Origin of the sequence: Bacillus aerius, from assembly GCF_029894105.1 — a bacterium.
Taxonomy (GTDB): Bacteria; Bacillota; Bacilli; order Bacillales; family Bacillaceae; genus Bacillus; species Bacillus altitudinis.
Window position 1 is genome coordinate 2,889,796 of the sequence record NZ_JARYHO010000001.1, and the last position, 25,964, is coordinate 2,915,759.

Below are 25,964 nucleotides of genomic sequence, written 5' to 3' on the forward strand. Positions count from 1 at the left end.
ATGAACATGGCCTTTCAAATATTATTAAACGCTCTCCTCGCCTTTACATGGATGTTTATGAATGATACATACAGAGCTGCAGACTTTGTATCAGGCTTTGCACTAGGGATGATCGCCATTTTTATGCTACGGCGATTCTTCCCGCAACGTTTTTACGGCTATGCCCTTTATGCGATTTTCAAGCTCGTCATCATTTTTATCAGAGAGCTGCTTCTTGCCAATTTGAGTGTACTCAAGACGGTGTTATCTCCAAAGCTTAAGATCAAGCCTGGTATTTTCGCCTTTCGTACAGATTTAAAAACAGATTGGGAAATCACCATACTGGCCAATATGATTACATTAACACCTGGTACACTGGTCATCGATATTTCCGATGATCGTTCGATTTTATACATTCATGCGATGGATATTGAAGATGCTGAAAAAGCCATCCACGATATTCGGGTATCATTTGAAAAAGCGATTCAGGAGGTGAGCGGTAAGTAATGGAACTGATCTTGCAAATGTCACTTGGAATTCTTGCGCTGTCTACTTTGTTTTTTGTCATACGGGTCATCAAAGGACCTTCTATCCCTGATCGCGTTAGTGCGCTTGATGCGATAGGAATCAATTTAATTGGGATGACAGCCATCGTGTCTATCTTACTGAAAACCACTACGTTCTTTGAAATTATTTTACTGCTCGGTATTCTTGCCTTTATCGGCACTGTCGCTTTTTCCAAATTCCTTGAGAAAGGGGAAGTGATTGAAAATGATCGTCATCGCTAAAGCGATCGTGATTTTCTTTATTCTGCTTGGCGCCATCCTCTGTTTGATTTCAGCCATTGGTGTCCTTCGCCTGCCGGATGTTTACACACGTATGCATGCTGCATCAAAAGCATCGACACTTGGTGTTGTTCTCATTTTAGTTGGTGTGTTCTTTCATGAATGGTTTCTTGCAGGGATCATCTCTGCGAAAATCCTGCTTGGGATTGTCTTTATCTTTCTGACCGCACCAGTCGGCGCTCATTTGATCGGAAGAGCCGCTTACAACACTGGTGTGAAAATGGACAAACGAAGTGTCCAAGATGATTATGGCGGTTTCCGTAACTTTGTCATTAAACGAAAAGAAGACTCTTATTTATAAATGAAGAATATGCCATTCAGGTCTTGTTCACTTTACCTGCATGTTCATAAAAGGGTATTAAAAAAAGCTTCCGCTGCACCGGGAGCTTTTTTATATGCGATCAATAACAGCGAGTGTACATCTTGACGTACAGATATGACGGTCTCGATCATCTTTTATATCGATTTGGAATACCATTGTACGCCGTCCAACATGTACAGGAACAGCTGTAGCTGTCACCACTCCATCACGTACAGATTTTAAATGATTGGCATTGATTTCAATACCTGAACAAACCTGCTTCGTTAAATCCAAATGAGCAGCAGCACCCATGCTTGCCACTGTTTCTGCTAGAGCAGCTGATGCTCCTCCGTGCAGTAATCCAAATGGCTGTTTTGTTCGGTGATCGACTGGCATTGTCGCCACGCATCGTGACGTATTGCATTCCACAATCTCAATCCCCAGTGCCTCAAGCAGTGTATTTGAACCACTCACATCCATCAAGGCCCTCTCCCTTCACACGTTTACAGGACACTTTCCGATTTTGCAATTAACACCGCTTCTGTTCGAGATCCAACATTCAGCTTATTAAAGATGGAGGTCAAACTGTATTCAATCGAGCGTTTGCTCAAATGAAGCACATCGGCGATCTCTTGGTTTGTGTACCCTTTTTCCACTTCTCTTAAGATTAAACATTCACGCTCTGTTAACAGCTCATGATCCGTCTGCTGCGCCTGTTCTGGCTTCTCTTGCTGCTGTGAAATTAATTTCTTTAAATAGGATAGCTGAATGACAACTTCTCCTTGCAATGTGCGGTGTATGTATTCAATGATTTTGTCTTTTGTCTCTGTTTTACTTATTGCACCATGCAATCCAGCTCGAATGGCCTCTTCAAAATAATCATCTACTTCATATCCTGTATAAATGATAATTTTCACTTGTTGATTCGTTTCTAGAATTTGTTTGGCAATGTCCATTCCATTGATATCCCCGAGATTTAAATCCATCAAGATCACATCATAGATGGAAAAGTCATGCGTCTTTAAAAAGGCGCCTTCTGCATCAGGACTTAAACAATCGACTGATAGCTGCTGATCTGATTCTAATATGCTTTTTGTCCCTTCCATGACAGCCGGATGATCATCAATGACCAATATCTTCTTCATGTCTTCCTCCCTTTAAATCACTCACTTCCATTTTATATAAAAGACTTGGCAGATGCCAAGTCTTATTCCTTAAGAAATCGTTACAATTCCATTTCAATTTTCACCTTGAGCCCTTTTTCAGGTGCTGTGTGAATTTGAAGCTTTCCATTTAGAGCTTTGACTCGTTCCCTTATGCCAGAAAGACCCATGCTCATCGTGTGCTGATCAAGCTGGCTTGCATCAAATCCGACTCCATCGTCCTCATAATGGAGAACAACTTGATCTTTAATACAAATGAGCATCACTAAGACTTGGCTGGCCTTAGAATGCTTCAACGCATTGGATAACAGCTCCTGCACAATCCGGTAAATATTCAGCTGTGAGTCAATATCAATGTCCAGTTCTTTATCAAAGCGGGTTGTATTCAGTCTAATATGAAATGGCGCTTCCTCTTGAATTTGCGAAGTCAGCTTCGAAATTGCCTTCACTAACCCCAAATCATAGAGGAGCTGCGGCCGAAGTTCATGACATGTTTCTCTCGTGGTTTGAATCACCTTAGACATTTGTTCATTCCATGAGATCAATGAATTTTCAATAGATGTTGGGCATTGGTTGTTTTGGAAATTGGTTAAGAACATCTCGGACTGTCTCTTCAGTGAAATCAAATCCTGCAGCACAGAATCATGAAGATCCCTCGCTAAATCTGAGCGCTGCTTCTCTTCCATGGCGAACATGACTTTCTTCAGCCAGGCGGGATTGGCTTCCCGCTGTTTCAAATCCTCAAGATGCTCCATCAATTCTTCAATCTTGACGACATTTTCTAAACTGACACTTGTGTAAAATGCCAATGTTTTCAGCCATGAGATTTCATCGCGGGTCAGCTTAGGTGTCCGTAAATTTGATAAACAGCAAATCACAAACGAGTGACCGCCCCGCTCACCAATTTTCATCATGAATCCTTTATCCAACCCGATGATTTTACCAACTTCACCTAAAATATCTTGAAATTGATCCACATACTCTTTCCATAGCTGGCTTTCTTCTATTGATTCATCAATTTCAACAATTTGTCCATCTGCCTTCACTTCAAGCACAAAGGCTTTGTTCACAACAAGTACTTCTAAGATGGTGTATTTTAAATGATACAATACTTGATGAAGTGATGACGCCTCACGAATAAGCTGTGTAAATTTAAAAACGCTGTCCTGATAATTATGCTTTTCCGAAAAACGCTTCAGGCGAAAACGGAAATCGATAATTTCTTTAAAGTAGAAGACGGTGAGCATAAGAATGTACGTGATAATCGTAAATTTCACTGTATAGAAATTTGCATTTGGCTTTTGAATAAAATCAAAAATAACAACCACTAGTATTGTTGGTGTAATCGCTAAAAAACCGTAGTATTTAATCCTCCCCATAAAGAAATCAACATTATACAGTTTATTTGACATAAATTGATAGACTAAGAAAAAAGGAATTAAAAGAACAAACGATGCAACAACATAAGGTGAAATAAAATATATACCAAAAAAATAAGGAATGATAAAAAATAGCATGAATGGACTGAATGCTGAGATTAAAATGAGTGCAAATGCTCGAAGTACATTGCTGACTTCATTGTCTTTCAATTTTTTAGCAGCCCTTATAGTGATAATAATCGAAAGGAAAGCCAGAACAAAAAATGAAAGTAAATTGACATATGCTAATAGATCTACTGGTCCTGCTTTATTTTTATAGAATAAAACTAATAAAACGTTAGTAACTGGAACTAGATACAAATAAAAAAGAACTCGACGACGAATAATCTCTGTTCCTAATTCTTTTAAATATTGATACATAAAGTGCATATATAGTGGAGGTACAATATTCATTGTAACGATTACAAGAATACGACTGATAGCCTCTCCTTTTCCAGAACCACCAGAACTTACATAACCTATAGACACAGCCAAAAGAAATAAAGCTAAAATATAAGCTGACTCTTTTTGGTTTGCTTTATTCATTTTTAAAATCATAAATATACAAAATAGACAGATGGAATAAAGAATGACTGGTATTAGATAAATAAACAGATTCGCTTGACTCAATAACCTTACATTCTCTAAATCAATTTTATCACCATGTCTATCAACGACTAAACTTTTAACATTAGCTAAAAAACCTCTTTTAACTTCTTCAACTGGCTTTTTATTCCCATTCACTTCAAGTATGATATCGCCTTTCCTAACTCCAGCTAGATAGCTATCTGTAAAATTATCGACATCCACTACCTCAAGTTGACCGTGACTATTTTCCTTAACAGCTGCTCCAACAAAAATATTAAATACGTTGATATAAGAGATGTAAATCACATAGATGAAGCTAAGGATAACTAATATAACTGTTAACTTAGAGTAAAACTTTCTCATAATATTTATCTACTCAAGCAGTTGCCCATATGATTGCTTTAATAACGTCTTCTTTCTGGAATCCGTCAACAATAATACTTGCAGTTTCTTGATCAACGTGAAGCAATGATGCGTTCCCATTAGCGATTTGATTTAATGTTGAAGGATTCTCCACTAAATAACTAACCAATTCCTGAATTTTCATCTTCTCCATCTCCAATTAAAAAAAGTATCAGTTTTTTCTTTTTTGAAGCCTCTAAATGTAGTTTCTTGAATGCTTCTTTAAACTTATTTCTGAGAAGGTTTCTCATAATAAATACATATTGTTGAGCACCAGATTTTTTTAATTTATCCTTTAATTCTTCAGAGCCGGCACTCTTATCCTTTGATTGAAAATAACTGAGCAAGTCTGAACTAGATGGATTAAACTCATTTTTCAAGTAAACTAGCGGTAATGTTTGCATTCTTTTAAAGTCAATATTATCTTTATTAAAAAGACCTAGATAGTCATTTTCAAGCTGTTCCGCCATTCCTAGGTAATAAGCATATTCTTCTACCTTCTTTTCAAAAGAACCTGTTGCCAAAACAACACCTAACACACAAGGTAATACAAACAGTGACCCTGCTTTTAACTTCATGATATTTAAACAATCCTGCTCATTCTCTGGCTCCAGTGTCATATCTATATGCTGCCCTTGCATTGACTGAATGGAATAAGAATATACATTGTTTAAAAGCTTCGCTCCATGATCAAGCTTTGAAAACACATCAAAACTCAATGCAAAGAGAACATTCGCCGCATTAATCGCAATTCCGCTCTGACATTTCATCCAAGGATACGAATCATTATCCTGATCTTCAATATCATCTAATATATCGGCAGATAAGATGAGAAGTTCAATCCCTGCTGCCAGTTTTGTAATCGCTTGCTTGTCTTGTCCGCCAAATGCCTCATAATGTTGGTAAGCCAATTGCCCAAAAGGAAATTCATTCTTTATATCTGTAAATTCGAGAAGCAGCTTTTGTAAATCATTTTGCCTGACTGCATGTTGAATAAAATCAGACATTTTCTGCTTGATTTTTGTATTCTCTAGATAGTTTAGCATACTCGATCTTGATCCTCACCCTCTCGCCTCTTATTTTACTAAAAAGAAATAAGCAAATGTCCACTGACATCACTATTTAACAATTATATAATAATATATCCTTTTTTTGTATGTATTTGGATAAAAAAAAGACTTGATGGTTATCAAGTCTTCAGATTGTAGAGAAACTCATGTTTTTCTACAATCTTTTTTATTTTCATCGTAATGATGATGGATGAGATTGAATGAAAAAGGCCTCCCACACACCTAACCTAGCTTCGCTAGATGTGTGGCAATCTTCTTCATGTTCTGACAGGCAGCTGTGAGAAGAACTTGCTCACTCACATTTTGTTTTCCCCTCAACCGGCAGTAGCGAAGCCCGTGCAGTTGTTTTGAATCTGCAAAGCTTCGCTCTATTTTTTCTTTTCTTTTTTTATATAGCTCTTTTCCAGAGACAGATAGACGATTTTGTCTGATCTTTTCTTTATGTTCTTCCCATATGTGTCTTGAGATGACTTTTTGATGATTTTTCGACCTTGTGCATCTTTCAAGAAAAGAACACGATGCACATTTTTTAGGATCTGATTTGTAGAATCGATAACCCTTTCGATCAGTTGTTGTATATAATAGCTTCTCACCATTTGGGCATATGTAATGATCATGTTCAGAGTCATACTTGAATTTCCACTTCTCAAATAAACCTCTTGTTGGATGAAAGCGTCTATGTGCGATGACACCAAAAATACGGCGATCTGATAAACCTTTACAGATTGGGGTCGTCAAATAACCAGAATCAAGGGCAACAGCTTCTACTTGAAAACCAAATCGTGCGATTTGGTGATCCAACCGATCAAGATACGGAACAGAATCATGGACATTACCGGGCGTGATGTGGGCATCCGTGATGATATTGTACTTCATATCCGTTGTACGGTGGTCTAGGTAGAAAAAGCCTTCCGGTTTGTTTTCACGATAAAGATAGCCACTTTCAGGATCAGTCGTACTTTGACGAATGTCTTTTTCCGTTTTCACCTCCTCTTTTACCTTTAAGGGCTTTTTTCCGTGTGCCACCCGATCTTCTTGGATCGCTTCTTCTAAATCATTTATATAGTTCTGGGTATCTTGTTCAATCGTTTTTCTCATATATTTATGTTTATTGGCATTGGCTTTAAGATGAGTTGAATCAGTAAAAAGAACGCGGCCTCCTACCATATCATGATTGATAGCTTGAAGCACAATCTCGTCGAAAATGTCTTGAAAAATCGTTGTATCTTTGAATCGAGTACGACGATTCCAGCTAATGGTCGAGTGATGAGGAACGGGGTCATTGATGTTCAAACCTAAAAACCATCTATACGCCATGTTATAGTAAATTTCTTTTTCAAGTTGTCTTTCAGAACGGATACCGTACAGGTATCCGATAAACATCATTTTGAACAAAATAAGTGGATCAAGAGAAGGACGACCTTTATTCTCGCTATAATACGGTCTTACTTTATCTACGATAAATGAAAAATCAATGTACTGATCAATTTTACGAAGCAGGTGATCCTCTTCGACCAGTTGATCTAGCAATACAAATTCAGCTTCGTGCTGAGAAGAATTTCTAGTGTGGAACATGAGAAAAACACCTTCCTTTAGTGGGCTTTTCTCTATTATAAAATGAGGAGATGTAAATTTTAAGGAAAAAAATAAAGCTGTCGAGATTTTCTCGACAGCCTGAAGACTTGATGGTTATCAAGTCTTTAAGAAATTTTCACATATTCATATTTGTCGTATTGATCAATGCTTTTGTTAATGTTATGAAGAGAAGCCGTTGTTTCTCTAATTTCGTTTTCAAGTTTCCATAATAGTTGTTTAAGTTCTTCGATTTCATACTTTTCCATCGATTCCACTCTCCTTTTTTGGAAGATCAATGTATTTGTGTATGTTGATTGGGTCATAAGTATTTGATCTGTTACTAACAGTGTAAATGCTATTGAGTATTTTTTCACCGAAAAGTATGCACAAAATGTGTGCGTGATACCGCAAAATTCAATAGGTCTTTTTTCATCATTTTCAGACTTTTCAAATGATACTTTTATCTCAATTTCAAAGGAAATACGTCATTTTTGCGACATGAACAGGCATCATTCGTCACAATTCTCGTGATACAGAACGTACGATCCCCTCTGTTTCCTCGGTTTTTCATGTTATAGGTCAGACGACAGGCTCTACTGTAGACACCGCAATTTTTTGGCGACATTCACCGAAATTGACCGCAAAAGTACCTATTTTTATGATGAATATGCAAAGGTAGAAAGATCATTTTGATTCTTTATTCGGATTTTCTTCATACATTTAGAACAGATATCCGTCCAAATTCACTTCAATGAGAGAAGAGGTGACCATGTGTTTTACTATGTTCCTTATCCGCCTTTGCAGGTTCCCGCAATAGGGAACGCATACCCGCGAACACCCATGACTTTTCCTCCAGTAGATGCTCATGCGTTTCAAAAGGCTGCAAAGGAATCAACCCGTCTCGTGGCTGATGCATCCCTCATTACACAGCAGATTTCCGGTTCGCTTTCGTTTGGACAGCGAATCATGGAAGCTGCTGAACGTGCTGACACCGCAAGTGTGATTCGAATGCTGAAGCAGATTGGGGTGAAAAGCAATATCGATATCCGCTTTAGTCCAGAAGGCATCCGCATCTACTTATCCCTCTCTTCCAGCAGGCTTTTTCTACTTTTACAGTGGGGATAACAAAGAAAGAAGCCGCTCTAGTGTGAGCGGCTTTTCTTAAGATTCAAACATTTTATGACACCATTCAATGGCTTCTATATAACAGCCGTAGGCTTCCTGTTTAGGGAGACTTCCACCTAACATTTCATCATCCCATTCATTTCGTTCAATACGTTTGGCAACGTCTAACACAAGGAAATAGTCATTTTCATAGCCAAGCAGTGCCTCACCTACTTCATCCGAAAGAGGCAGTTCTTTCACAAGTTCAGTAATGTCCGCCCTGACAAGCGTATCAATGAGTGAAAACATACCTGTCAGCATATAAGAAGCGGGATGCTCTCGTTCAGTCCGACTAGCAATGAGTTCACACGTTTTGGCACGAATGAACGACATTTTGATGATTTCCTTTTGGCTTGAGTTGGCTTGGACATTCAGTTCTTTAAATGAAAGGATAAAGATCCATCGCCGTATTTCATTAAACCCAAGCAGGATAATCGCCTGACGAATGCTCTTGATTTGATAAAGACGTCTCATGCCTCCAGAATTCAGCATTTTTAATAATTGATATGAAAGGGAAAGATCACTTTCTATAAAGTGCGTCACGGTCTGAATATTCGGCTGCTCCTTGCTTAGCTCATTCAATAGCTGATGGTATGCGTGGAAGCTAGTCGATAAGGCTCGTCCCGAAATGACGTGCGGCTCACTAAAGAAATATCCTTGAAACAAATGGAAGCCAGCTTCTAACGCTTCTTCATATTCTTTTCGCGTTTCTACCTTTTCAGCAAGGAATCGAAGTCGATACTTTTTATATGTATGTAAAATGTCTCTTCGTTCTTCACATGTTGTTTTCAGAAAATCAATTTTTAAAATATCAATGCAATAGAGGAGTTCATCGAGTAACTTGTCATGAAAATGTGTTCCGCTCAGAAAGAAATCATCGAGCGCAATCGTGTATCCCCACTTTTTTAATTGCTTACATCTCATAATAAGTGCCGGGGTAATCGGTACATTTTCTAATATTTCGATCACAAGCTGATGTGGATCAAAATAAGTGAGCAGATCAGACGAAAGCAAGCTTTCGGTGAAATTGATGTAGCATCGTTTTCCTTCTGTCAGTGTTTCGATGCCAATGTTTAAAAAACTATTGATAATGAGGTCCGTTGTCGCTTGATCACCATCCTCAGCGCTATATGTATTGGTTTCACTATCTCTATAAAGCAGCTCGTATGATACGACTTGTTCTTTTCTGTTAAAAATAGGCTGCCTTGCAACAAACACCCTCAACTGCTCCATTCCTCCTTTATGCAATGACAAACAAGATGTGCTTTCAGTATACCAAATGATTGCCCATAAGGTTCATTTTGAATCGTCCAACATGAAAAAAAAGAGACCATCTGGCTTGATGATCTCCTTTCCCGGGGTAATCAGCTTTCATAAAGCTCTTTTTTGATTTTATTTTTCACATCATGGATAAACTGCATCTTATTATCCCAGCATTTTTGACTCAAATCGACTGGGTATTCTTCTGGTTTGCTGATTCGTTTGTATTCCTCCCAGAAGAGTCCGAGACTGTCCTGCACATATGCTTGAATCGTTTTGATATCTGGATTATCATACACCAGCTTCCCTTGTTCAAAAATTGGGACATGAAGGTCCTTTGCCACAAAATTTGTCACAAATTTGCTGATAAATGTATGAACTGGATGGAACATTTTCAGCTTATCTTCACTTTGAACATCTTCTTCTTCAAGGGCAATGTAGTCTCCCTCAGAGTGATGATTCAATTGATTGATAATGCGATACACTCGTTTACGGCCTGGTGTTGTCACTTTCTCTGGGTTAGAAGAAATTTTGATCGTGTCATTCATCTGACCGTTTTCTTCAATCGATACAAGCTTATATACAGCACCAAGAGCTGGCTGATCGAATGCGGTAATCAGTTTCGTTCCAACACCCCATACATCAATTTTTGCACCTTGTGCTTTTAAGTTCATAATGGTGTGTTCATCAAGATCGCTTGATGCAATGACTTTGGCGTCATGGAATCCAGCTTCATCCAGCATCGTTCTCGCCTTTTTAGACAAGTAGGCAAGGTCTCCACTATCAAGTCTGACCCCAATAAAGTTGATTTTATCACCGAATTCTTTCGCTACCTTAATCGCATTTGGAATGCCTGATCTGACCGTATCATATGTATCCACTAAAAAGACACAGTCTGTATGTGTTTCGGCATATTTTCTAAATGCAGTATATTCGTCGCGATATGCTTGTACAAGGGCATGGGCATGTGTGCCTGATACGGGAATATTGAAGCGTTTCCCTGCACGGACATTACTTGTCGCCTGAAATCCGCCGATCAGTGCTGCTCTTGCTCCCCACATGGCTGCATCCATTTCATGCGCACGTCTTGTTCCGAATTCTAATGCTGTCTCATCTTCAATGATTCCTTTAATACGAGCCGCCTTTGTTGCAATTAGCGTCTGGAAGTTCACGATGTTGAGAAGTGCCGTTTCAATTAGCTGCGCTTCAACAAGTGTTGCCTCGATGCGCATAATAGGTTCATTCGCAAAGACAATTTCTCCTTCTCGCATTGAATGAAGTGTCCCTGTAAAAGACAATCCGCTTAAGTATTCAATGAAATCGCTTTTATAACCGAGTTCATCTTTTAAATATGCAAGGTCGCTCTCGGTGAAGGAGAAGTCCGATAAATATTCAATCGCTTTCTCTAAACCAGCAAATACAGCGAAGCCGTTGTCAAATGGAAGCTTTCTAAAGAAGAGTTCGAAGACTGCCTTCTTCTCATGAATGCCGTCTCTCCAATACGTTTCTGCCATGTTAATTTGATAAAGATCTGTATGTAGTGATAAACTGTCGTCAATAAACCGATGCTCCAACTTCCATTCTCCTTCCCTTACTTAACCACTTTCGCACCAAGCGTATGCTCAAAGTGAGAAAGTGCCCACTCGTGCCCCGCTTCATTAAAACTCGCTACGGCATTCTCATGAATCACAAGTTCAAAGCCTTTATTGTACGCATCAACAGCTGTATGAAGTACACAAATATCGGTACACACTCCGGCTAGGTGAAGTTCAGTGATGCCACGCTCGCGCAGTTTCATTTCTAATTGAGTGCCTGCAAAAGCAGAGTATCTTGTTTTTTCCATATAATAGACATGATTTAAATGTGTTGACGTGTGAAATAGTGAACTTAGTTTTCCGTAAAGTTCAATTCCTTCTGTCCCGCGAATATTATGGGGCGGAAATAACTTTGTCTCTGGATGATATGGATCTTGCTCTTCATGATGATCGACGGCAAAAACAACAAAGTGTCCTTCATCAATAAATGAAGAAGTGATCTCTGTGATCTTCGACTCAATCGCCTGTCCAGGCTTTCCGCACGTCAGTTTTCCATCGTCTGCAACAAAATCAACTGTATAATCAATACAAATCAATGCTTTGCCCATCCGCATCTCTCCCATATGCTCTTTTGAATCATTATAGCTTATTCATTTCACTAGGGAAACCTATTCAACAGATTCACGAGAAAAAGCTTTTTGAAAAAGCTCATCTTCTATATAGATATGCTCTTGATTGATCGCATGCGGCACCTCTATCACAAGCCCAAAAGGTGAATGTGACTCGTGATGGTTGACCACTTTAAAAGAACAACTAGCAGCATTTGCCATTTTGACATATGGAGAATAAGAAGCATATGACAATTCACCATTTAAAAGAACAGTGGCCTCTCGGTTTGCCTTCAATACTTGCTCTACCTCTTGATACGATTTATGTCTCGATACTTGCCCTTTTGTCAGAGCGAGAAGAGCACGTTCTCTTAATGAGCCGAGAAACATTCTTCGTTCATCTGGTTTTGTTTCAGCATGTCCAAATATCCCTTGCTGCAAATAAAAGTCTACGGATTCTTCTTTCATTGCTGTGTTCACTCCTGGTTTCTGAATTTACATTTCTGTGACCCAGTGCACAATTTTTTGTGCAAGTTCACGGGCTTCGTCTATTTCTACTCTTTTGTTTAAAGATTGTTCTAGTGCTTGCTCAAGCTGCGTTTTTTCGTCTTCATACGCAATAGAAATACTCCATTCTATGTCAGGTACAGCGACAAGCGTTTTATATTCTTTTTTATTTTCATGTAAATATACATTGTAGGTTGTTGGTTGCCCGCTTGTCAGATGCGCTTTTCTTATTTTCATTTGATGTGTTTTACCCCCCTTTTTCTTCTTCCTTCTTCTATCCATTGTACCATAAAAAAAGACAGCTTCTGAAAAGGAGACCCTTTCAAAGCTGGCTATGCGTTAAAGCTCTTTTGCTGGCTGATCAGGTTTGAATCCCAAACAAATGTGACGTTCGGATTGTTGAAGAATTGAACAAAATCTCCTGCATTATAGGTGCCTGAACCACCAGCGGAATGATCCACACTTTTTGGCGAAATGGCAAACACATCGCCGAAATGTGCAGAACCGTTTCCTATGACACGGTCAATATGAATGGGTCCAACAATTGCTGGCATCTTTCCACCACCTTTACTACCCTCATCATATGCCTAGCGGAACAATACGTGTCTATCCAACATAAAAAAGACAGCTGATATGTCCTATGATCAGCTGTCTTTTATGCATTAAATGATTGAGGCTGGCCAAACAGTGTAAAGTCCCAAAGCATGGTGGCATTCGGATCGCTTGTCAGGGACATATAATCACCTGAATTAAAAGCTCCCGCTCCACCGGTCGAGTGATCTACAGCCAAAGGGGCAATGGCGAGAACGTCACCAAAAGTAGCCGAGCCGTTTCCGCCTAAAGACTCAATATGGATGGGTCCAACAATCGCAGGCATCTTCCTTCTCCTCCCTATTCGCTTATGTGAGTTATGTTATGCAAAAAGGGAAAAGTTGTGCATCTGCCCTAAACGTTTAAATGCTGTTCTTTTCGAGAGCGCTGACGCAGCTGAACCAATCTGACAATATTGAGTGTGATGGCTTTCAGCAGCGCATAGACAGGGACGGCAAAAATCATGCCAAGGATTCCGCCAAAACTTCCTGCCCCAATTAATAGCAAGATAATTGTTAACGGATGTGTGTTGAGACGTTTTCCAATGATCAATGGAGAAATGACGTTTCCATCGATCTGCTGAACAACAAGAATGACAATAACAGTCACAACCGCTTTTCCAGGCGAATCAAGAAAAGCAATGAGCACAGCTGGTGCCGCACCAAGATATGGCCCAAGATATGGAATGACGTTTGTCACCGCAATAATGATGCCGAGAATGAGCGCATATTTCACACCAATTAATAAGTATCCGATAAAACAAGCAACTCCGACAAATAAACAAACAACGATTTGCCCTTGTATGTAAGCAGCAAGCGTATCGTTTAATTCTTTAAAAATCTTCAATCCTTCCTTACGGTAAGGCATTGGCAAAAATTGAACGAGCTTGTCCGGAAACTTATGCCCGTCTTTTAGCATGTAAAATAAAATGAATGGAACGGTAATGACAGCGAGGGCAATATTCGCAATCACGCCAAACACCGCCGACATACTTGAAGCAATATTTTCCGGTAAATCTTTTAATGTCGAAACGATCGACTGTTCAAACTTTGAAACAGACACATAATCTTGGTTCATCATCCACGTAAATGTTTTAGAATGCGAGAAGTCGTTGATAAATTTCTGCATGTCCGTGACATACCCCGGGAAGCTTTTGACAAGTCCACCCACCTGCGTGACAATGACAGGTCCAGCAGCATTGACAACAAACGTGATAAGCCCGATGAATAGAAGATAAATAATCAGAATGGCGAGCGTCCTAGGTATCTTCTTCGACAAAAATCGAACAATCGGATTAAAGATGAAAAAGAGAATACCTGCCAGTAAAATAGGAACAAACAACGTTGAAGCAAATAAAATGATCGGCTGAAATAAAAACGAAACTTTTGTTGATACGTACACAATCAGTAAAACCAGTAATATTTGGAATGTCCAAAAATGAACTTTAGATTTTAACAAAGATGCTCCTCCTGTTACGTATTGACCTTATTAAAAAACTACTATTCAACCCACCTTCTGTCAACTGCTTCTTGTTTTAGAACCATATTTTTTGAAAAAAAAAGAACAATTGGTATATCATGCACTTTTTCCAGATATACATTCTGTAAGCATTGAAAAAAGCAGACACCTGTGCGTCTGCTTGTTACACTCTTTCACTGTGATCAGGCATCACCGACACGATTTGCTGGATCCGCACATAAAACACTGATTTTGCCCCCGCCTCAATCACAATATGATCCGGCATCACTTCCTTCAACTTTCCACGTACTGTATCTTTCACTGTTTGAACAATCAATCTCATACCGACTACTTTCTGCAATGTTTGATAAACATATGGATCAACTAATGAAACAAGCTGTGGACTTCCTTGTTGTGCCATGCTACCTGCCCCTTTACTTGTGTATTTACCCACAGCGTATGCAATGACCCATGTGAGTGTCACTCAGCAAACCTACAACATTATTACCGTATTTTTACATTCCGTATTTTTTTGCAATTTTTAGAAGTATAATAGATTGGTGCTGCCAACATCTTAAATTATTTGAAGAGGTGAATGATCTTGAAAAAATTAATCTGTATCGTTGCTGTCATGCTCTTACTATCCTCTGCAAGTTATGCGCACGCAGGCACAATTGGAGATGCACCTGGTACACCAGGGAAGTGGTTTAAAGGAGAAGAACCGGTACAAAAAGACCTGTCAAAACCCCCACTTGTTTTTGTACATGGCATAAACAGTTCTTCCTCCACATGGTCTGATCGAAACGATATGGCAAAACAAGCTGTTCTGAACGGATACGAAAGCGCGTTCATAGATTTATATCCAGATCAGGACATGAAAAAGAATGGGAAACTATTAGCAGAAAAGTTAAAAGAAATCTATGAATTTTTCGGCAGAAAACTGATCATAATCGGTCATAGTAAAGGCGGAGTGGATACGCAGGCTGCACTCGTGTATTACAACGCTCATCCATATGTAGAGAAAGTCATCACACTTGGCTCTCCACATTATGGGACGCCGCTTGCGGATTTAGCCTATAGCAAAGGCGGAAGCTGGCTTGCGCAAATCCTTGGACAAAAGAGCGACGCGCTCTATTCTCTGCAAACCGGGATGATGGCAGCTTTTCGAAGTGAAACCGACCGGCTGGAGACGTTTCCTCATAAATATGTGACCTATTCTGGTTCAGAATGGGGAACCTTTGGCGGAGTACTTTATTTAGGCGGCATGTATTTAAAAAGCTTTGGTGCAAACGATGGCGCTGTGACAGTCAGCAGCACAAAGCTAGCATATGCAAACAATATTTTAACAGGAAAGTGGGATCACTTTTCGATCAAAAACGGCACAAGCATGTTCCCCGTATTTCAGGCACAGCTGCGTGCAAGTACCGCAAGCGCTGAAAGCGAAGACGAACAAGAGCAAGAACCAGTCTCTTCGGAGCTAAATACAAACGTTTATGTGAAAGGTGGAGAAAGTGAAAAGGATAAAACAGAAGCGTTCTATGTAGAGGAAGGAACGAATGGCCTATCGATTCAGTGGTTAAATGAAAGACAGGAAGCCAATCCGGAAATCGTTGCGCCAAATGGCGATGTCTTAACCAATTTGACGACATCGGAAGCATCATTCCCATATGAAGGCGCCTATTCACACCATGTGCAAATCAATAAACCCGTTCCAGGAAAATGGACGATTCGATCAAATTCAGGAAAAAAGGATCCTTATTTGCTACTTGTATCCTTTGATTCACCATTGAATGAAGAAATCAAAATCGCTGCAGCGAAATCAGGAGATGCATCGACACATTCAAGCAAGCTGATTAAACGATTAAGCAAAACTGTAGAGACCATTTATTTTAAAGATGCCGAGAAGGATCATCCACTGAAAACGAGCTCTTCATCAGCCGTTCAATTGAAAAAAGAAGGTGCTTATTCCGTCACGGTTCATTACACAGGTCTCACTGCGTCAGGGACATCGGCATTTAACCGTACTGTGATTCGCACATTGTATGTGGATCAGCACGGAACGATTCATGGAGATATTCCATATTAAACAGAGCGTTTCATGGGCTGAAGCGCCTGCTGCACCTTCTCATCCAAATCAGCAATTTTTTTGAGCGCAAGTGATTCATCTATTTGTCTGTAATGATGGTGTCCACCAGGCTCTTCGTCCATTTCATCTGCTTTCTTCACAATTTGCTGGAGTGTGTCCTTATCCAGGTCGCCCTCTGGCAAATATGAATCTGTGTGAAGCAAAATCGCAAGGGCAATCTCTTTGGCTGCTTTTGGTTCCTCGCCGAGCCGTATGAGCAGTTTATGTGCCCGCTCTGCACCTTTAATGGCATGAATATCATTCCGTCTATATGTCTCGTAATCCCATTCTCCGCCTGCTGTATACCATTCATAGTGGCCTATGTCATGCAAGAGTGCTGCTTTCACAGCAAGATCCGGGTTAATCCCCGCCTGCATCGCCAGTTTGAATGCGTGATAAGCACAAGCAATGGCGTGGGCTTTTCCTGAACGATTTAAATATTTTTGAGCGACTGGATGGGTGTAAACATCCATTAATGTAACCTTTCTCATGGAAACCCCTCCTTATCTATATTTTTAGCATCCTAACATATTCTGAAAAGAAACTCAAATGTTCTGTCATATTTCCGATGAGTCTCAAGATTAGCTTATGCTCAATAAGCTGTCTTTGCTTGTACAATACGAAAAAAGCAGCCGTTATGACTGCTTTTTTCCATACTCACGGGCATCGTATACACAACCGCCAGCTGGGTCATCTGCCAGAAGGTCGAGTAAAATACCGGCCACTTCATCTGGGCTCTTTAGCGTACCTGTTTCATATAATTGCTGAAACCGCTCAATTTGTTCAAAGTCCTGTTTGGAGGATTTCCGAATCTCTCCCTGCATATCCGTATCAATCGTACCGGGTGAAAAGGAAAACGTGGTGACAGGATATGCTTCGTCCTGTTGTTCCTCATGTAAAGTCCTCATAAACATATCAAGCCCTGCTTTTGAGCTACAATAGGCACTCCATCCTTTGTACGGATTTTTAGCTGCTCCAGAAGAAAGATGCACGATGGTTTTCTTCCCTTCAAGAGATTGTGTCTCTCTCACAAACACATGACTGAGCAAAACAGGGATGACAAGGTTCAGCGTATAATGCTGATGAAGCGTATCTTCTCCGCCTTGCCCTGCACGCTTGATAGGAGTGACCATTCCTGCATTATTGACAAGCAAGACGTCATCAGCGTCTGCGAGAGTTTGCGAGGACAAGATGCCCTGAAGCCACTTTGCAGCCGATTCCTCATCAGTGAGATTGACCTGTGAATGCGTGAGGTGTGGATGGGATAGTGGCGACTCACTTCTTGCAGCGGTATACACGTTATCCCCGCGTGAAAGTAGCTGTTTGACAAGTGCTAAACCAAATCCTTTTGATCCGCCTGTGACGATTGAAATTCGAATGACAATCTCCTCCCTTGATAACACTATTTTAAATAGTGAATCGGTCTCACATCAAGCAATCTGCATAAAGAAAAGCCTCCCCTTTTCAAAAGGCAGACTATTTCTTTTCCGTCTTCACATTCACCTTTGGAATCAGAATGATCATGACAATGATGCCAAAGGCGATCAAGATGCCAAAAATGATTGGTAGAAGCGCCGATCTCTGCTTTTCATGATCATCGCCAGAAGGCGTTGATACAGCCGAATCGCTGAAAGAGATATCCATCTCTTTCATCATACGAGCTGGCGTTTTAGGCGGATTTTCTTTCAGATCACTAAAAATTTGCGGCGAAAGTTGACCACCAGAGGTCTTAGGCGGGTCAGCAAAGTGAATGTCCGTTTTGACTTTAGATGTTGTTTTGCTTTGTTCGTATTTCGTTTGATCCCTCAATATACTCGAATTAATATTGAGGTTCTTTTCTTGATATTCATTCGGCTTGACATTCGTATCCGTATCTTCACCTGTAGCAGCAAAAGCAGCAGGACTGAGGAGAAAAAGGGATATGACACCAAGTGCCATCCCTTTGACGAATAGATTAAGCCTCATGAGTGACATCACGTTCCTCTGTTTTGTCTTTCCACAGCTTCTTCACTAGTGGAATGACCATGAACAATATCGTTAAAATCAGTAGCCCTGTGATGCCCATACCGAAGTTGTCTCCATTTCCATATTGGATGGACAGATACACGTCTGTCACTGGATTTGTAAAATGGAAGTTTGGCATGACCAAATCAATTAACGGTGCAACAAAGAAGAAAATAAGCGCCGTTGCTGCCATCCATCCGGCAATTGAACCGAAAAGGAAAGCTGTGCGAATAAAGGCAGAGCATGCCACTAGCAGCAAAATCGTAAAGATCGACCATTGAATGGCTTGGTCATCAGCTAGTTTGTAAATGTTGAGTCCAAACAGGCTGATCATGAGCCCGACTAGCAGATTTAAAATACCAAACAGTGCACCTTTGACCAGCATTGGCGCTGACGCATAGTACGAGCTAAAAAAGCCAATCAACAAACTGCTGATCATCACAATAACCAAAATGACTACTGGCGGTACAGTCTGCGTTTTTTCTTCTGGCACATCGCCGCTAATTTTCAGCGGATTGGCTAAATGGTTATACACATAGTTGCTGTTGCCTTGATCATCTAAAGTGTTACCTAAAATACCCTTTAAATCTTGTTGAACAAGCTTCGTAGAATTGACATTCTTGCTCCAGTTTTCGTTCAGCGTATCTGCTTTTTCTTGAACGGTTGTGACACTTTCTTCAATATTATTCGTATAATCGGCCACCCCTTTTTGGCGGTCAGTTAACGAACTCATATTTTCAGAAAGACGAAGCACTTCCTGACCAATTGAATCCTGTGCACTCACAACAATCGAACTGCCCGCAAGGTCTGCCGTATACACCGCATCTCCTTGATCAGCCATTTGTTCAGCTACTGTGTCCGCACTTTCAGAAATGGCATTTAACTCCTGTTCCATGCTTGCCTGCTGAGTCGAAATGTATTCTGCATAGCCATCTGAGAATTTTTGCATCTCATCAATAAAGGTAGACACATCATCATTTGACGTCAGCATCTGATTTTTGAGTGTATCCCAGTTTTCCGTTTCTTCTTTTTTGATGGAAAGGATGGACTGGATTTCATCTCCTTTTGTGTCGACCAAAGAAGAAGGATCCTTCTTTGGATAGAAGCTGTTAAGTAATGCTTCATACTGTGCTAATTCATTTGAATACTTTAATAATTCTGATGCATTTTCTGAATTTGTATCGAAACCACCAATTTTATCCATTTTTGATGTATATTGATTTAATGGAGATTGAGTTGTTTCTATTCGTTCTAATTTTCTTGTAATAGAAGATTCTTGTTTGATAATGGATTTCTTTATATCACTTATGTTTTTATTGTTACTAGTTTCTATTCTTATTATTTTTTCTTCTAGTTTGTCTATTTTATCTGTTAAAGATTTTAGTTCTTTACTCAAAAGATCGACTTTTCCTTGTAATTGATCATTATGAGCTTTGGTTTTTTCCTCGATATTCTTTTTCACTTCTTCTAATTTTAGAGACAGTGCTTTTAGTTGCTCTTTTGATTGAACTGACTTTGATTTGGTTTCCCCAGTTTGGTCTGGATTTTCTGGAGTAGGTGTCGTTTCTTCATTTCCTGACAACTCATCTGCCACTTGATTTATTTCTGTTGAGATTTCAGTTAATTTCTTCGTCTCTTCTTCAAGATCGATTTTCAAATCGTCTGACGAATCTTTTTGGTCTTCATCTTGATTATTCGAATCCTCTTTCGGATCCTCTTTCGGTTTCTCTGCTTCAAGCAATGCCTTTCTTGAAGCTTTCAATTGCTCTTGCAACAGAGTAATTTTATCCCCTATATATGCAAGATATTGAGCTTCATAATTACTAATCAGTTCTTCCTGAGACGCCTTCACAAGTTCCTTTAATCCCGTCGATTGCTTAGGAATAGCTTCTTCCCTCGACTTTTGAACAGATTGAATTGCGCTGTCCGTTGTTTTAAGCTGACTTTGGACCCCATTGATATCGGTTTTGAGTCCGCCCATTTGATCGCTAAAGCTGCGGGCATTTTGGTTTTGAATCTCCGCAAGCTGTTTGAGTCCTTGCTGGATTTGTTTTTTGCTTGTCGATTGCGCTTTGATCAAGAGATCCTTTTGTTTGTCTTGATACTGCTGATATTGATCGACTACTTTTACGAAATCCTTCAGCTGGCTTTTCGCTTCTTCTGTTGTACTTAAACCGTCTTTATACTGTTTTTGTGAATCGGCCATCGCATTTTTCAGTTCTTCTATTTGTTTCTTCTGCTGCTGGACGGCATCAGATAGTTTGTTTGAATTTGGCTTATAGAAGTTGTACATCGTGTTTTGGAATTCGACCTCTTTGCCAACAATATGCTCAAACTCTTCTCTGACATTGCCGATTTCCTGTGATACAAAACTCCAATATAAAGTCGACATTTGTTCATTCATTTTCTTTTGAGCATTTTCTAGCTCTCTTTGTACTTTTTCTTTATTTACTGCATTCAGCTGATCTTGGATCGAGAATTGGATAGATGCCTTCTCAGGATGATCCTTATCATAGCTCAGCACATTTTTAGAGAAGTCAGATGGAATATAGAGAACTGCATCGTACTTTCTATTTTTCAGGCCATTTTCTGCCGCACTTCGATTGACGACTGTCCATGTGTAATCTGGACGTTCTGATAATGCCGCCACCACATCCTGTCCGAAACGAGCGGTATTTTCACTTTCGCTCGCCCCCATATCCTCATTGACCACGGCAATGTTACGTGTGGCATTCTTTTTCTGTTTTGCCGGATCATCCCCAATGAGATGGAAAAATAGAACCGGCAAGACCAGAATCAGTATCATGGTCGACACGATTTTGATGGAGCTTTTTTGCTGCTCTGTCATTGAACACTCTTCCTTTCTACCGCACATAAAGGAACCTGGATTTTCTTCTCTTTCCCATTTTCAACCAAATATCCAAATCCTGGCTGAATTTCTGGTTCTTGTCTTGCATACGGAAGCGGTATGATGTTTTGCTCTGATTTTTTCATCAGTAACATGGCATGACGAACCTGTTTGATTTCGTTTGTGAGTGCATCATAGCCTTTACTGAATTCGGTATGATTTCCTGATGCGATCAGGCTGAAGCCTAAGTGAGCATATGACTTCATGAAATCAGCCAATTGATCTTGAAGACGCGGGTCGATTGTCTGCTGAAAACGCGTAATGCCATCAATCACAAGCACAATTTGAGAGAACGACAACTGATCAGTCTCTCCCCGGCGCACAGCTTCGACGTACATCTCTTCACGCACCTTGAATAAACGATCTATTTCCTCTGCCCATTCTGTGATATCATCCTTTGTTTCAAGGTAATCAATGTTCTCTTCTTTTGCATAATGAGAGAGCCCCCGATCAATCGAATCAAAGACGGCCAGCTTCTCAGGTTTTGCTACTAATAGCTGATCAAGCATCAGTTTGGTCACATTTGTTTTCCCTCGCTGCGTTTGACCGATGATGAGGCAGTGTTTATTCTTCTTCAAGTCAAAGTAAACAGGTGCAACAGATTCCTCATCTAGTCCGACTGGAATGTCATACGGCTGTTTTTGTTCTTCTAAGCGACTCTCTAGCTCCCAAATGGTCAGTTTATCAGGAAGCATCGGCACAGGTTTTGGTTTTTCAGCTGATTCAAAGCGAGCATCTAGAAGCTGGATCTCTTGTTTTAAATGCTCAAACAATTCGAGATCGTTCTCTCCTTCAACTGGCAGGAACATTTGGGCAAAGTAAAGCTCTTCTTTGTTGATAATGACTCGTCCTGGAATCGGCTCTAAGCTGAATTTCGGTCTGCCAATAATGGAGTATGCTTCTCCTTGATCCATTAAGTAATGGACAATCTTTGTTTTCAAATTGTTCATAAGAGATTGACGGACTGCGTTGACACGAGTCGCTGTGATTAAGAAATAAATGCCTAACGATTGTCCATCACGGCTTAACTGAATAAATTCAGATTCGAGTTCATGCATTTCGTCTTTCACAATGTCAAAGTTGTCAATCACGATAAATATGAATGGAAGCTTTTTCTCATTCAGCGCATTGTACATTTTGATATGACTCATTTCCTGCTGTCTAAATAAACGCTTGCGATATTCAACCTCTTCACGAAGACGCTTCATCGACTTTTGAATCTTTCTCATTTGATCCATTAAGAAATAATCAGCCGTATGCGGAAGTTTGGCAAGCGGTAGCAAGGTGCCGTTACCGAAGTCATAAATATATGCATGCCATTCTTCAGGTGAATATCTTTCTGCGAAGCTCATAAGCAGTGTGGTTGCAGCAAGTGATTTGCCGTAGCCGGATGAACCGAAGATGCCAATATTTCCATCCTCCATCATTTGATAAGAAAGTGGATGCTGGCTTTGCTGATCTGGCTCATCGACAAGAGCGAAATGGAAGACGTGCTCTTCACTTGATGCATAACGTGTTTTTGGAATCCGTTCTTCAAGCGGTGGAAGCCATGGACTCGGAAGCTTTTCAATTCCAAGCTCCTGCTGCATACGTTCAATTTCATCCACAACAGCGGAAATTTCCGTCACTGTCTCTTTTTTCACAGCCGGCTCTGTACTTACCCCTGATAATGGGATCAGTCCAGTGTCTGTTACAATGGCGATGTCATCTTCTGATCCGTAGCCATCTTCCATATACGGTGCACCGCTCCAAGCCGACTGGAATAATTCATAGATTTCATTGTTCCCCACTTGTAAATATCCACGACCTGTCACGGTAATCGACGCTGCATCACTATTTTTCAAAATTTCCTTACTGTCTGATGCATCTTGTACCTTTAATGCGACTTTAAAGCGGGAGTTACTCCAAATTTGATCATCAATGACCCCGCCGGGCTTTTGTGTCGCCAAAATGAGATGGACACCGAGACTTCGTCCAATCCGCGCGGCACTGACAAGCTCTCTAATAAAATCTGGCTCTTCACTTTTTAATTCAGCAAACTCATCAGAGATTAAGAACAAATGAGGCATCGCCTGTTCCGCCTTCTTCTCTTTATAGAGTTTCGTATAGTCATTGATATGATTCACATGATACTGATCAAACAAGCGCTGTCTTTTCTTCAGTTCACTTTTAATAGAGGCAAGCGCTCTTTCACTAAAGTTTTTGCTGCCTTCAATGTTTGTGATCGTACCAAGTAAGTGCGGAATATTTCGGAACGGCTGCGCCATTCCGCCTCCTTTGTAATCAATGAGCAGGAACGCCACTTCATGCGGGTGAAAGTGTACAGCCAAGGATAAAATATACGTCTGTAAAAACTCACTTTTTCCTGATCCCGTTGTTCCTGCTAATAGACCATGTGGGCCATGTGCTTTTTCATGCAGATTCAGATCGACAATATCGTTTTTTCCTTTATAACCGATAGGCACAGATAATGACTTTGCTGTTTCAGATGTCAGCCATTTTTCACGAATGCCAATGTCATCTACCTGTTTGGCATGAAACAGGTCAAGGAAGGAGACCGTTTCTGGAATCGAGTTGGTCATCCCGACTTGATGATCTAATGTTCTTAAGGTTCTGGCAAACAGCTCATTGTCCGCTCGCTCATGTGCATCCAGCTGAAATGGAATTCGTACGGCCTTCTTATGCTGAATGAGAATATCTCCTTCTTCTTCGTTAATGTAACGAACAAGCGTTGAAATATTTTCAGCCAAGCTTTCCTTTGTTTCTGCCGCAAAGATAATTGAGATGCCTAAATCCGTCCGGCTGCCTTCTAGGTATTCTAAAATCACATGTTCAGCAATGAGTTCATGGTTTGTCACGATAAACACAAAGTGAGGCGTAAAGATTTTTTTCTCTTTTTCCTCTTCCAGATCACGCTCTCGTAAAATTTCATAAATAGAAGACAAGAGCTGATCACGTGTTTGTTCGTTATATATAAACCCTTTCCCGTATGTATGAGGAAGTTGGAAGTGCGGCAGCCATTTCATCCATTCCCAGTTCTCATACTCCTGTTCATTAAAGATAAAAACAAATCTCAAATCATGATAGCTGTGCGAGAAAGCAAGCTGGCCGACAAGCTGGTGAAGCTCATTTTTGACAATTGCCGGTTTTCCTATTAATCCGGTTGGACCGTCCGCAAGACCGAACGTAATCGGTACATCTTTTACCTCGCGATAGACGTTTTGCATATGCTGTGTTTGTTCCATTAAGTCATCGATGTCACGATTGGCCATATCGCCGCCGCTCGTCGATAATTCATAACTTGAAGGAACTGCACCTGTCCCTAGACGCAGCTGTAAAAAATCATCACTGACAAGCGTCTTTTCCCAAATACGCCCGCTGATTTCGGACGTCAAATATTTCATTTGTTCAAAAGACGGATAATGATACGTTAAAATAAATTGTTGACGGTCATACAGCTCTTGCAGCTCTTTCCGCTTATTTTCTAAGTAAAGAGAGTAAACGCGTTGCCGCTTCTCTTCTCGTCTTTTGCGCTGTGATTTCTCTTTAAAATATTGAACGGACGAAGTAATTAACGTCATAATAAACATCGCCATCGACACGACAATAAAGATACCTCGCGGCTGTACAAGGGCCACGATCCCCATGACAATCAGCATGACAAGCGGCGGAAGAACTACGAGCCAAAGTCCTCTGCCATTATTTTCACTCTCCTGTGAAGGAAAACTGAAAGACACCCGGTCATCTGGCAGATCGTAAATCAAACGTGGTGTTCGTCTATATAAAGGATATTTTTGTTTCGTTTCGGTACTCGGCGGCCTTGTTTTTTCTAAACGTGTTTGAAATGGTTCAAATGCTGTTACTTGCAATAAATCATCATCTTTCAATGACAGCGTCAAAAAGTTCCAAAACAGCTCATCCCCAGCAAGAAGCTGCTGTGGACCGTGCAGCTGTTTCCCGTTCACATAGATCGTTTCATCTTGTGGAATGACATACCAAGTGCCTTCTATTTTTTCCAACGTGAAGGATTTGGCATCTTGAAACATTGAATGGGCTTGTTCTTTCCACACATCCGCTTCATCTATTTCTTCACTTGAAATAGTCACTTCGACTCTATTTCCTAGGTAATAAATGATTTGATCATGATGTGAATCCATCAACATGAGTGTGAGTGAACCAACCTGATATGGTTCATGTGGAAGTAAGTGACCTTTCTTTTTTTCGCCCTGATAAAGAGAAAAACCGCCATTCGTTTCATCTGGAGATAAACGAATCAATCCTTCATCAAACGAAAGGGAAGGAATCGTTACTGTATGCTCTATTTCAGGTCCAATCACAGCTTCCCGGTTGAACTGCTCATCTAAACGGACGGTTTGATAATCTTCCTCATAAAAAACCCATAGAAGACTCAAACGCTCCACCTCCTCATCGGACAGCACCAACTGTCAGTTGTATCGAAAGAA

At 40.3% G+C, this 25,964-nt stretch carries 26 protein-coding genes; 5 read left to right on the plus strand and 21 right to left on the minus strand.

What is annotated here, in order from left to right; all coding sequences use genetic code 11:
- Positions 1–6: 6 nt before the first annotated feature.
- Genes M2353_RS15030 through mnhG form a run of 3 tightly spaced genes read left to right on the plus strand, consistent with a single transcriptional unit; the run spans position 7 to position 1,125 of the window.
- Positions 7–486, plus strand: coding sequence for a Na+/H+ antiporter subunit E (locus M2353_RS15030; protein ID WP_008345848.1), 480 nt, complete (start codon positions 7–9; stop codon positions 484–486).
- A complete protein-coding gene (locus M2353_RS15035) occupies positions 486–767 on the plus strand; it encodes a Na(+)/H(+) antiporter subunit F1 (protein WP_178897278.1) in 282 nt (93 codons plus the stop codon). The genes M2353_RS15030 and M2353_RS15035 overlap by 1 nt, the downstream gene beginning before the upstream one ends.
- Positions 751–1,125: a monovalent cation/H(+) antiporter subunit G gene (gene mnhG, locus M2353_RS15040; RefSeq protein WP_003213369.1), complete on the plus strand. Its 375-nt coding sequence runs from the start codon at positions 751–753 to the stop codon at positions 1,123–1,125. Before M2353_RS15035 ends, mnhG begins: the two co-directional genes overlap by 17 nt.
- Positions 1,126–1,215: 90 nt before the next feature.
- Here mnhG and M2353_RS15045 read toward each other — a convergent pair whose 3' ends face one another.
- The 7 genes from M2353_RS15045 to degQ all read right to left on the minus strand — a co-directional run bounded on the left by M2353_RS15045 (position 1,216) and on the right by degQ (position 7,607).
- Positions 1,216–1,605, minus strand: coding sequence for a hotdog fold thioesterase (locus M2353_RS15045; RefSeq protein ID WP_017358943.1), 390 nt, complete (start codon positions 1,603–1,605; stop codon positions 1,216–1,218).
- Positions 1,606–1,628: 23 nt separating this feature from the next.
- Positions 1,629–2,270 carry a two-component system response regulator ComA gene (gene comA, locus M2353_RS15050; protein ID WP_007500477.1) on the minus strand — a complete coding sequence of 214 codons (642 nt, stop codon included), beginning with the start codon at positions 2,268–2,270 and terminating at the stop codon, positions 1,629–1,631.
- Between the two features lie 80 nt (positions 2,271–2,350).
- The gene (locus tag M2353_RS15055) at positions 2,351–4,657 is read right to left on the minus strand and encodes a sensor histidine kinase (protein WP_073412603.1); all 2,307 of its coding nucleotides are present in this window, start codon (positions 4,655–4,657) and stop codon (positions 2,351–2,353) included.
- Positions 4,658–4,670: 13 nt separating this feature from the next.
- Complete coding sequence (gene comX, locus M2353_RS15060) at positions 4,671–4,841, minus strand: competence pheromone ComX (protein WP_017358941.1); 171 nt, start codon at positions 4,839–4,841, stop codon at positions 4,671–4,673.
- Positions 4,819–5,742, minus strand: a complete 924-nt coding sequence (locus tag M2353_RS15065; protein WP_342394149.1) for a polyprenyl synthetase family protein — start codon at positions 5,740–5,742, stop codon at positions 4,819–4,821. Before M2353_RS15065 ends, comX begins: the two co-directional genes overlap by 23 nt.
- 246 nt (positions 5,743–5,988) lie before the next feature.
- Positions 5,989–7,341, minus strand: coding sequence for an IS1182 family transposase (locus M2353_RS15070; protein WP_096880954.1), 1,353 nt, complete (start codon positions 7,339–7,341; stop codon positions 5,989–5,991).
- A gap of 125 nt (positions 7,342–7,466) precedes the next feature.
- Positions 7,467–7,607, minus strand: coding sequence for a degradation enzyme regulation protein DegQ (gene degQ / locus M2353_RS15075; protein WP_003213123.1), 141 nt, complete (start codon positions 7,605–7,607; stop codon positions 7,467–7,469).
- Positions 7,608–8,112: 505 nt separating this feature from the next.
- Between degQ and M2353_RS15080 the strand changes: the two genes are divergently transcribed.
- Positions 8,113–8,466 carry a YuzC family spore coat inner layer protein gene (locus tag M2353_RS15080; RefSeq protein WP_017367963.1) on the plus strand — a complete coding sequence of 118 codons (354 nt, stop codon included), beginning with the start codon at positions 8,113–8,115 and terminating at the stop codon, positions 8,464–8,466.
- Between the two features lie 36 nt (positions 8,467–8,502).
- Here M2353_RS15080 and M2353_RS15085 read toward each other — a convergent pair whose 3' ends face one another.
- The 9 genes from M2353_RS15085 to M2353_RS15125 form a co-directional block, all read right to left on the minus strand.
- Entirely contained in the window at positions 8,503–9,729 is a 1,227-nt protein-coding gene (locus tag M2353_RS15085; RefSeq protein WP_035701209.1) for an EAL and HDOD domain-containing protein, read from the minus strand.
- Between the two features lie 140 nt (positions 9,730–9,869).
- Positions 9,870–11,339 carry a nicotinate phosphoribosyltransferase gene (locus M2353_RS15090; protein ID WP_284725655.1) on the minus strand — a complete coding sequence of 490 codons (1,470 nt, stop codon included), beginning with the start codon at positions 11,337–11,339 and terminating at the stop codon, positions 9,870–9,872.
- Positions 11,340–11,356: 17 nt separating this feature from the next.
- Positions 11,357–11,908 carry a cysteine hydrolase family protein gene (locus M2353_RS15095; protein ID WP_008345872.1) on the minus strand — a complete coding sequence of 184 codons (552 nt, stop codon included), beginning with the start codon at positions 11,906–11,908 and terminating at the stop codon, positions 11,357–11,359.
- Positions 11,909–11,968: 60 nt separating this feature from the next.
- The gene (locus M2353_RS15100; RefSeq protein WP_284725656.1) at positions 11,969–12,376 is read right to left on the minus strand and encodes a YueI family protein; all 408 of its coding nucleotides are present in this window, start codon (positions 12,374–12,376) and stop codon (positions 11,969–11,971) included.
- Positions 12,377–12,403: 27 nt separating this feature from the next.
- Complete coding sequence (locus M2353_RS15105; protein WP_024719734.1) at positions 12,404–12,652, minus strand: YueH family protein; 249 nt, start codon at positions 12,650–12,652, stop codon at positions 12,404–12,406.
- A gap of 95 nt (positions 12,653–12,747) precedes the next feature.
- Positions 12,748–12,969, minus strand: coding sequence for a spore germination protein (locus tag M2353_RS15110; protein WP_008345878.1), 222 nt, complete (start codon positions 12,967–12,969; stop codon positions 12,748–12,750).
- A gap of 101 nt (positions 12,970–13,070) precedes the next feature.
- The gene (locus M2353_RS15115) at positions 13,071–13,292 is read right to left on the minus strand and encodes a spore germination protein (RefSeq protein ID WP_008345880.1); all 222 of its coding nucleotides are present in this window, start codon (positions 13,290–13,292) and stop codon (positions 13,071–13,073) included.
- Between the two features lie 68 nt (positions 13,293–13,360).
- Complete coding sequence (locus tag M2353_RS15120; protein WP_008345881.1) at positions 13,361–14,464, minus strand: AI-2E family transporter; 1,104 nt, start codon at positions 14,462–14,464, stop codon at positions 13,361–13,363.
- Positions 14,465–14,648: 184 nt separating this feature from the next.
- On the minus strand, positions 14,649–14,885 hold the full coding sequence (locus M2353_RS15125) for a YuzF family protein (protein ID WP_003213721.1): 237 nt from the start codon (positions 14,883–14,885) through the stop codon (positions 14,649–14,651).
- 180 nt (positions 14,886–15,065) lie between these two features.
- Here M2353_RS15125 and M2353_RS15130 point away from each other — a divergent pair, with 180 nt between their 5' ends.
- Positions 15,066–16,550, plus strand: a complete 1,485-nt coding sequence (locus tag M2353_RS15130) for an esterase/lipase family protein (RefSeq protein ID WP_045034544.1) — start codon at positions 15,066–15,068, stop codon at positions 16,548–16,550.
- Here the strand turns inward: M2353_RS15130 and M2353_RS15135 are convergent.
- The 5 genes from M2353_RS15135 to essC form a co-directional block, all read right to left on the minus strand.
- On the minus strand, positions 16,547–17,080 hold the full coding sequence (locus M2353_RS15135) for an HD domain-containing protein (RefSeq protein ID WP_024719736.1): 534 nt from the start codon (positions 17,078–17,080) through the stop codon (positions 16,547–16,549). The two genes, M2353_RS15130 and M2353_RS15135, sit on opposite strands and share 4 nt — an antisense overlap.
- Before the next feature lie 144 nt (positions 17,081–17,224).
- Positions 17,225–17,968: a (S)-benzoin forming benzil reductase gene (locus M2353_RS15140; RefSeq protein ID WP_284726010.1), complete on the minus strand. Its 744-nt coding sequence runs from the start codon at positions 17,966–17,968 to the stop codon at positions 17,225–17,227.
- Positions 17,969–18,065: 97 nt separating this feature from the next.
- Positions 18,066–18,563: a type VII secretion protein EssA gene (gene essA / locus M2353_RS15145; protein ID WP_274660903.1), complete on the minus strand. Its 498-nt coding sequence runs from the start codon at positions 18,561–18,563 to the stop codon at positions 18,066–18,068.
- Positions 18,544–21,441: a type VII secretion protein EsaA gene (gene esaA, locus M2353_RS15150; protein ID WP_284725657.1), complete on the minus strand. Its 2,898-nt coding sequence runs from the start codon at positions 21,439–21,441 to the stop codon at positions 18,544–18,546. Before esaA ends, essA begins: the two co-directional genes overlap by 20 nt.
- The gene (gene essC / locus M2353_RS15155) at positions 21,438–25,913 is read right to left on the minus strand and encodes a type VII secretion protein EssC (RefSeq protein ID WP_284725658.1); all 4,476 of its coding nucleotides are present in this window, start codon (positions 25,911–25,913) and stop codon (positions 21,438–21,440) included. The genes esaA and essC overlap by 4 nt, the downstream gene beginning before the upstream one ends.
- Positions 25,914–25,964 lie beyond the last annotated feature (51 nt).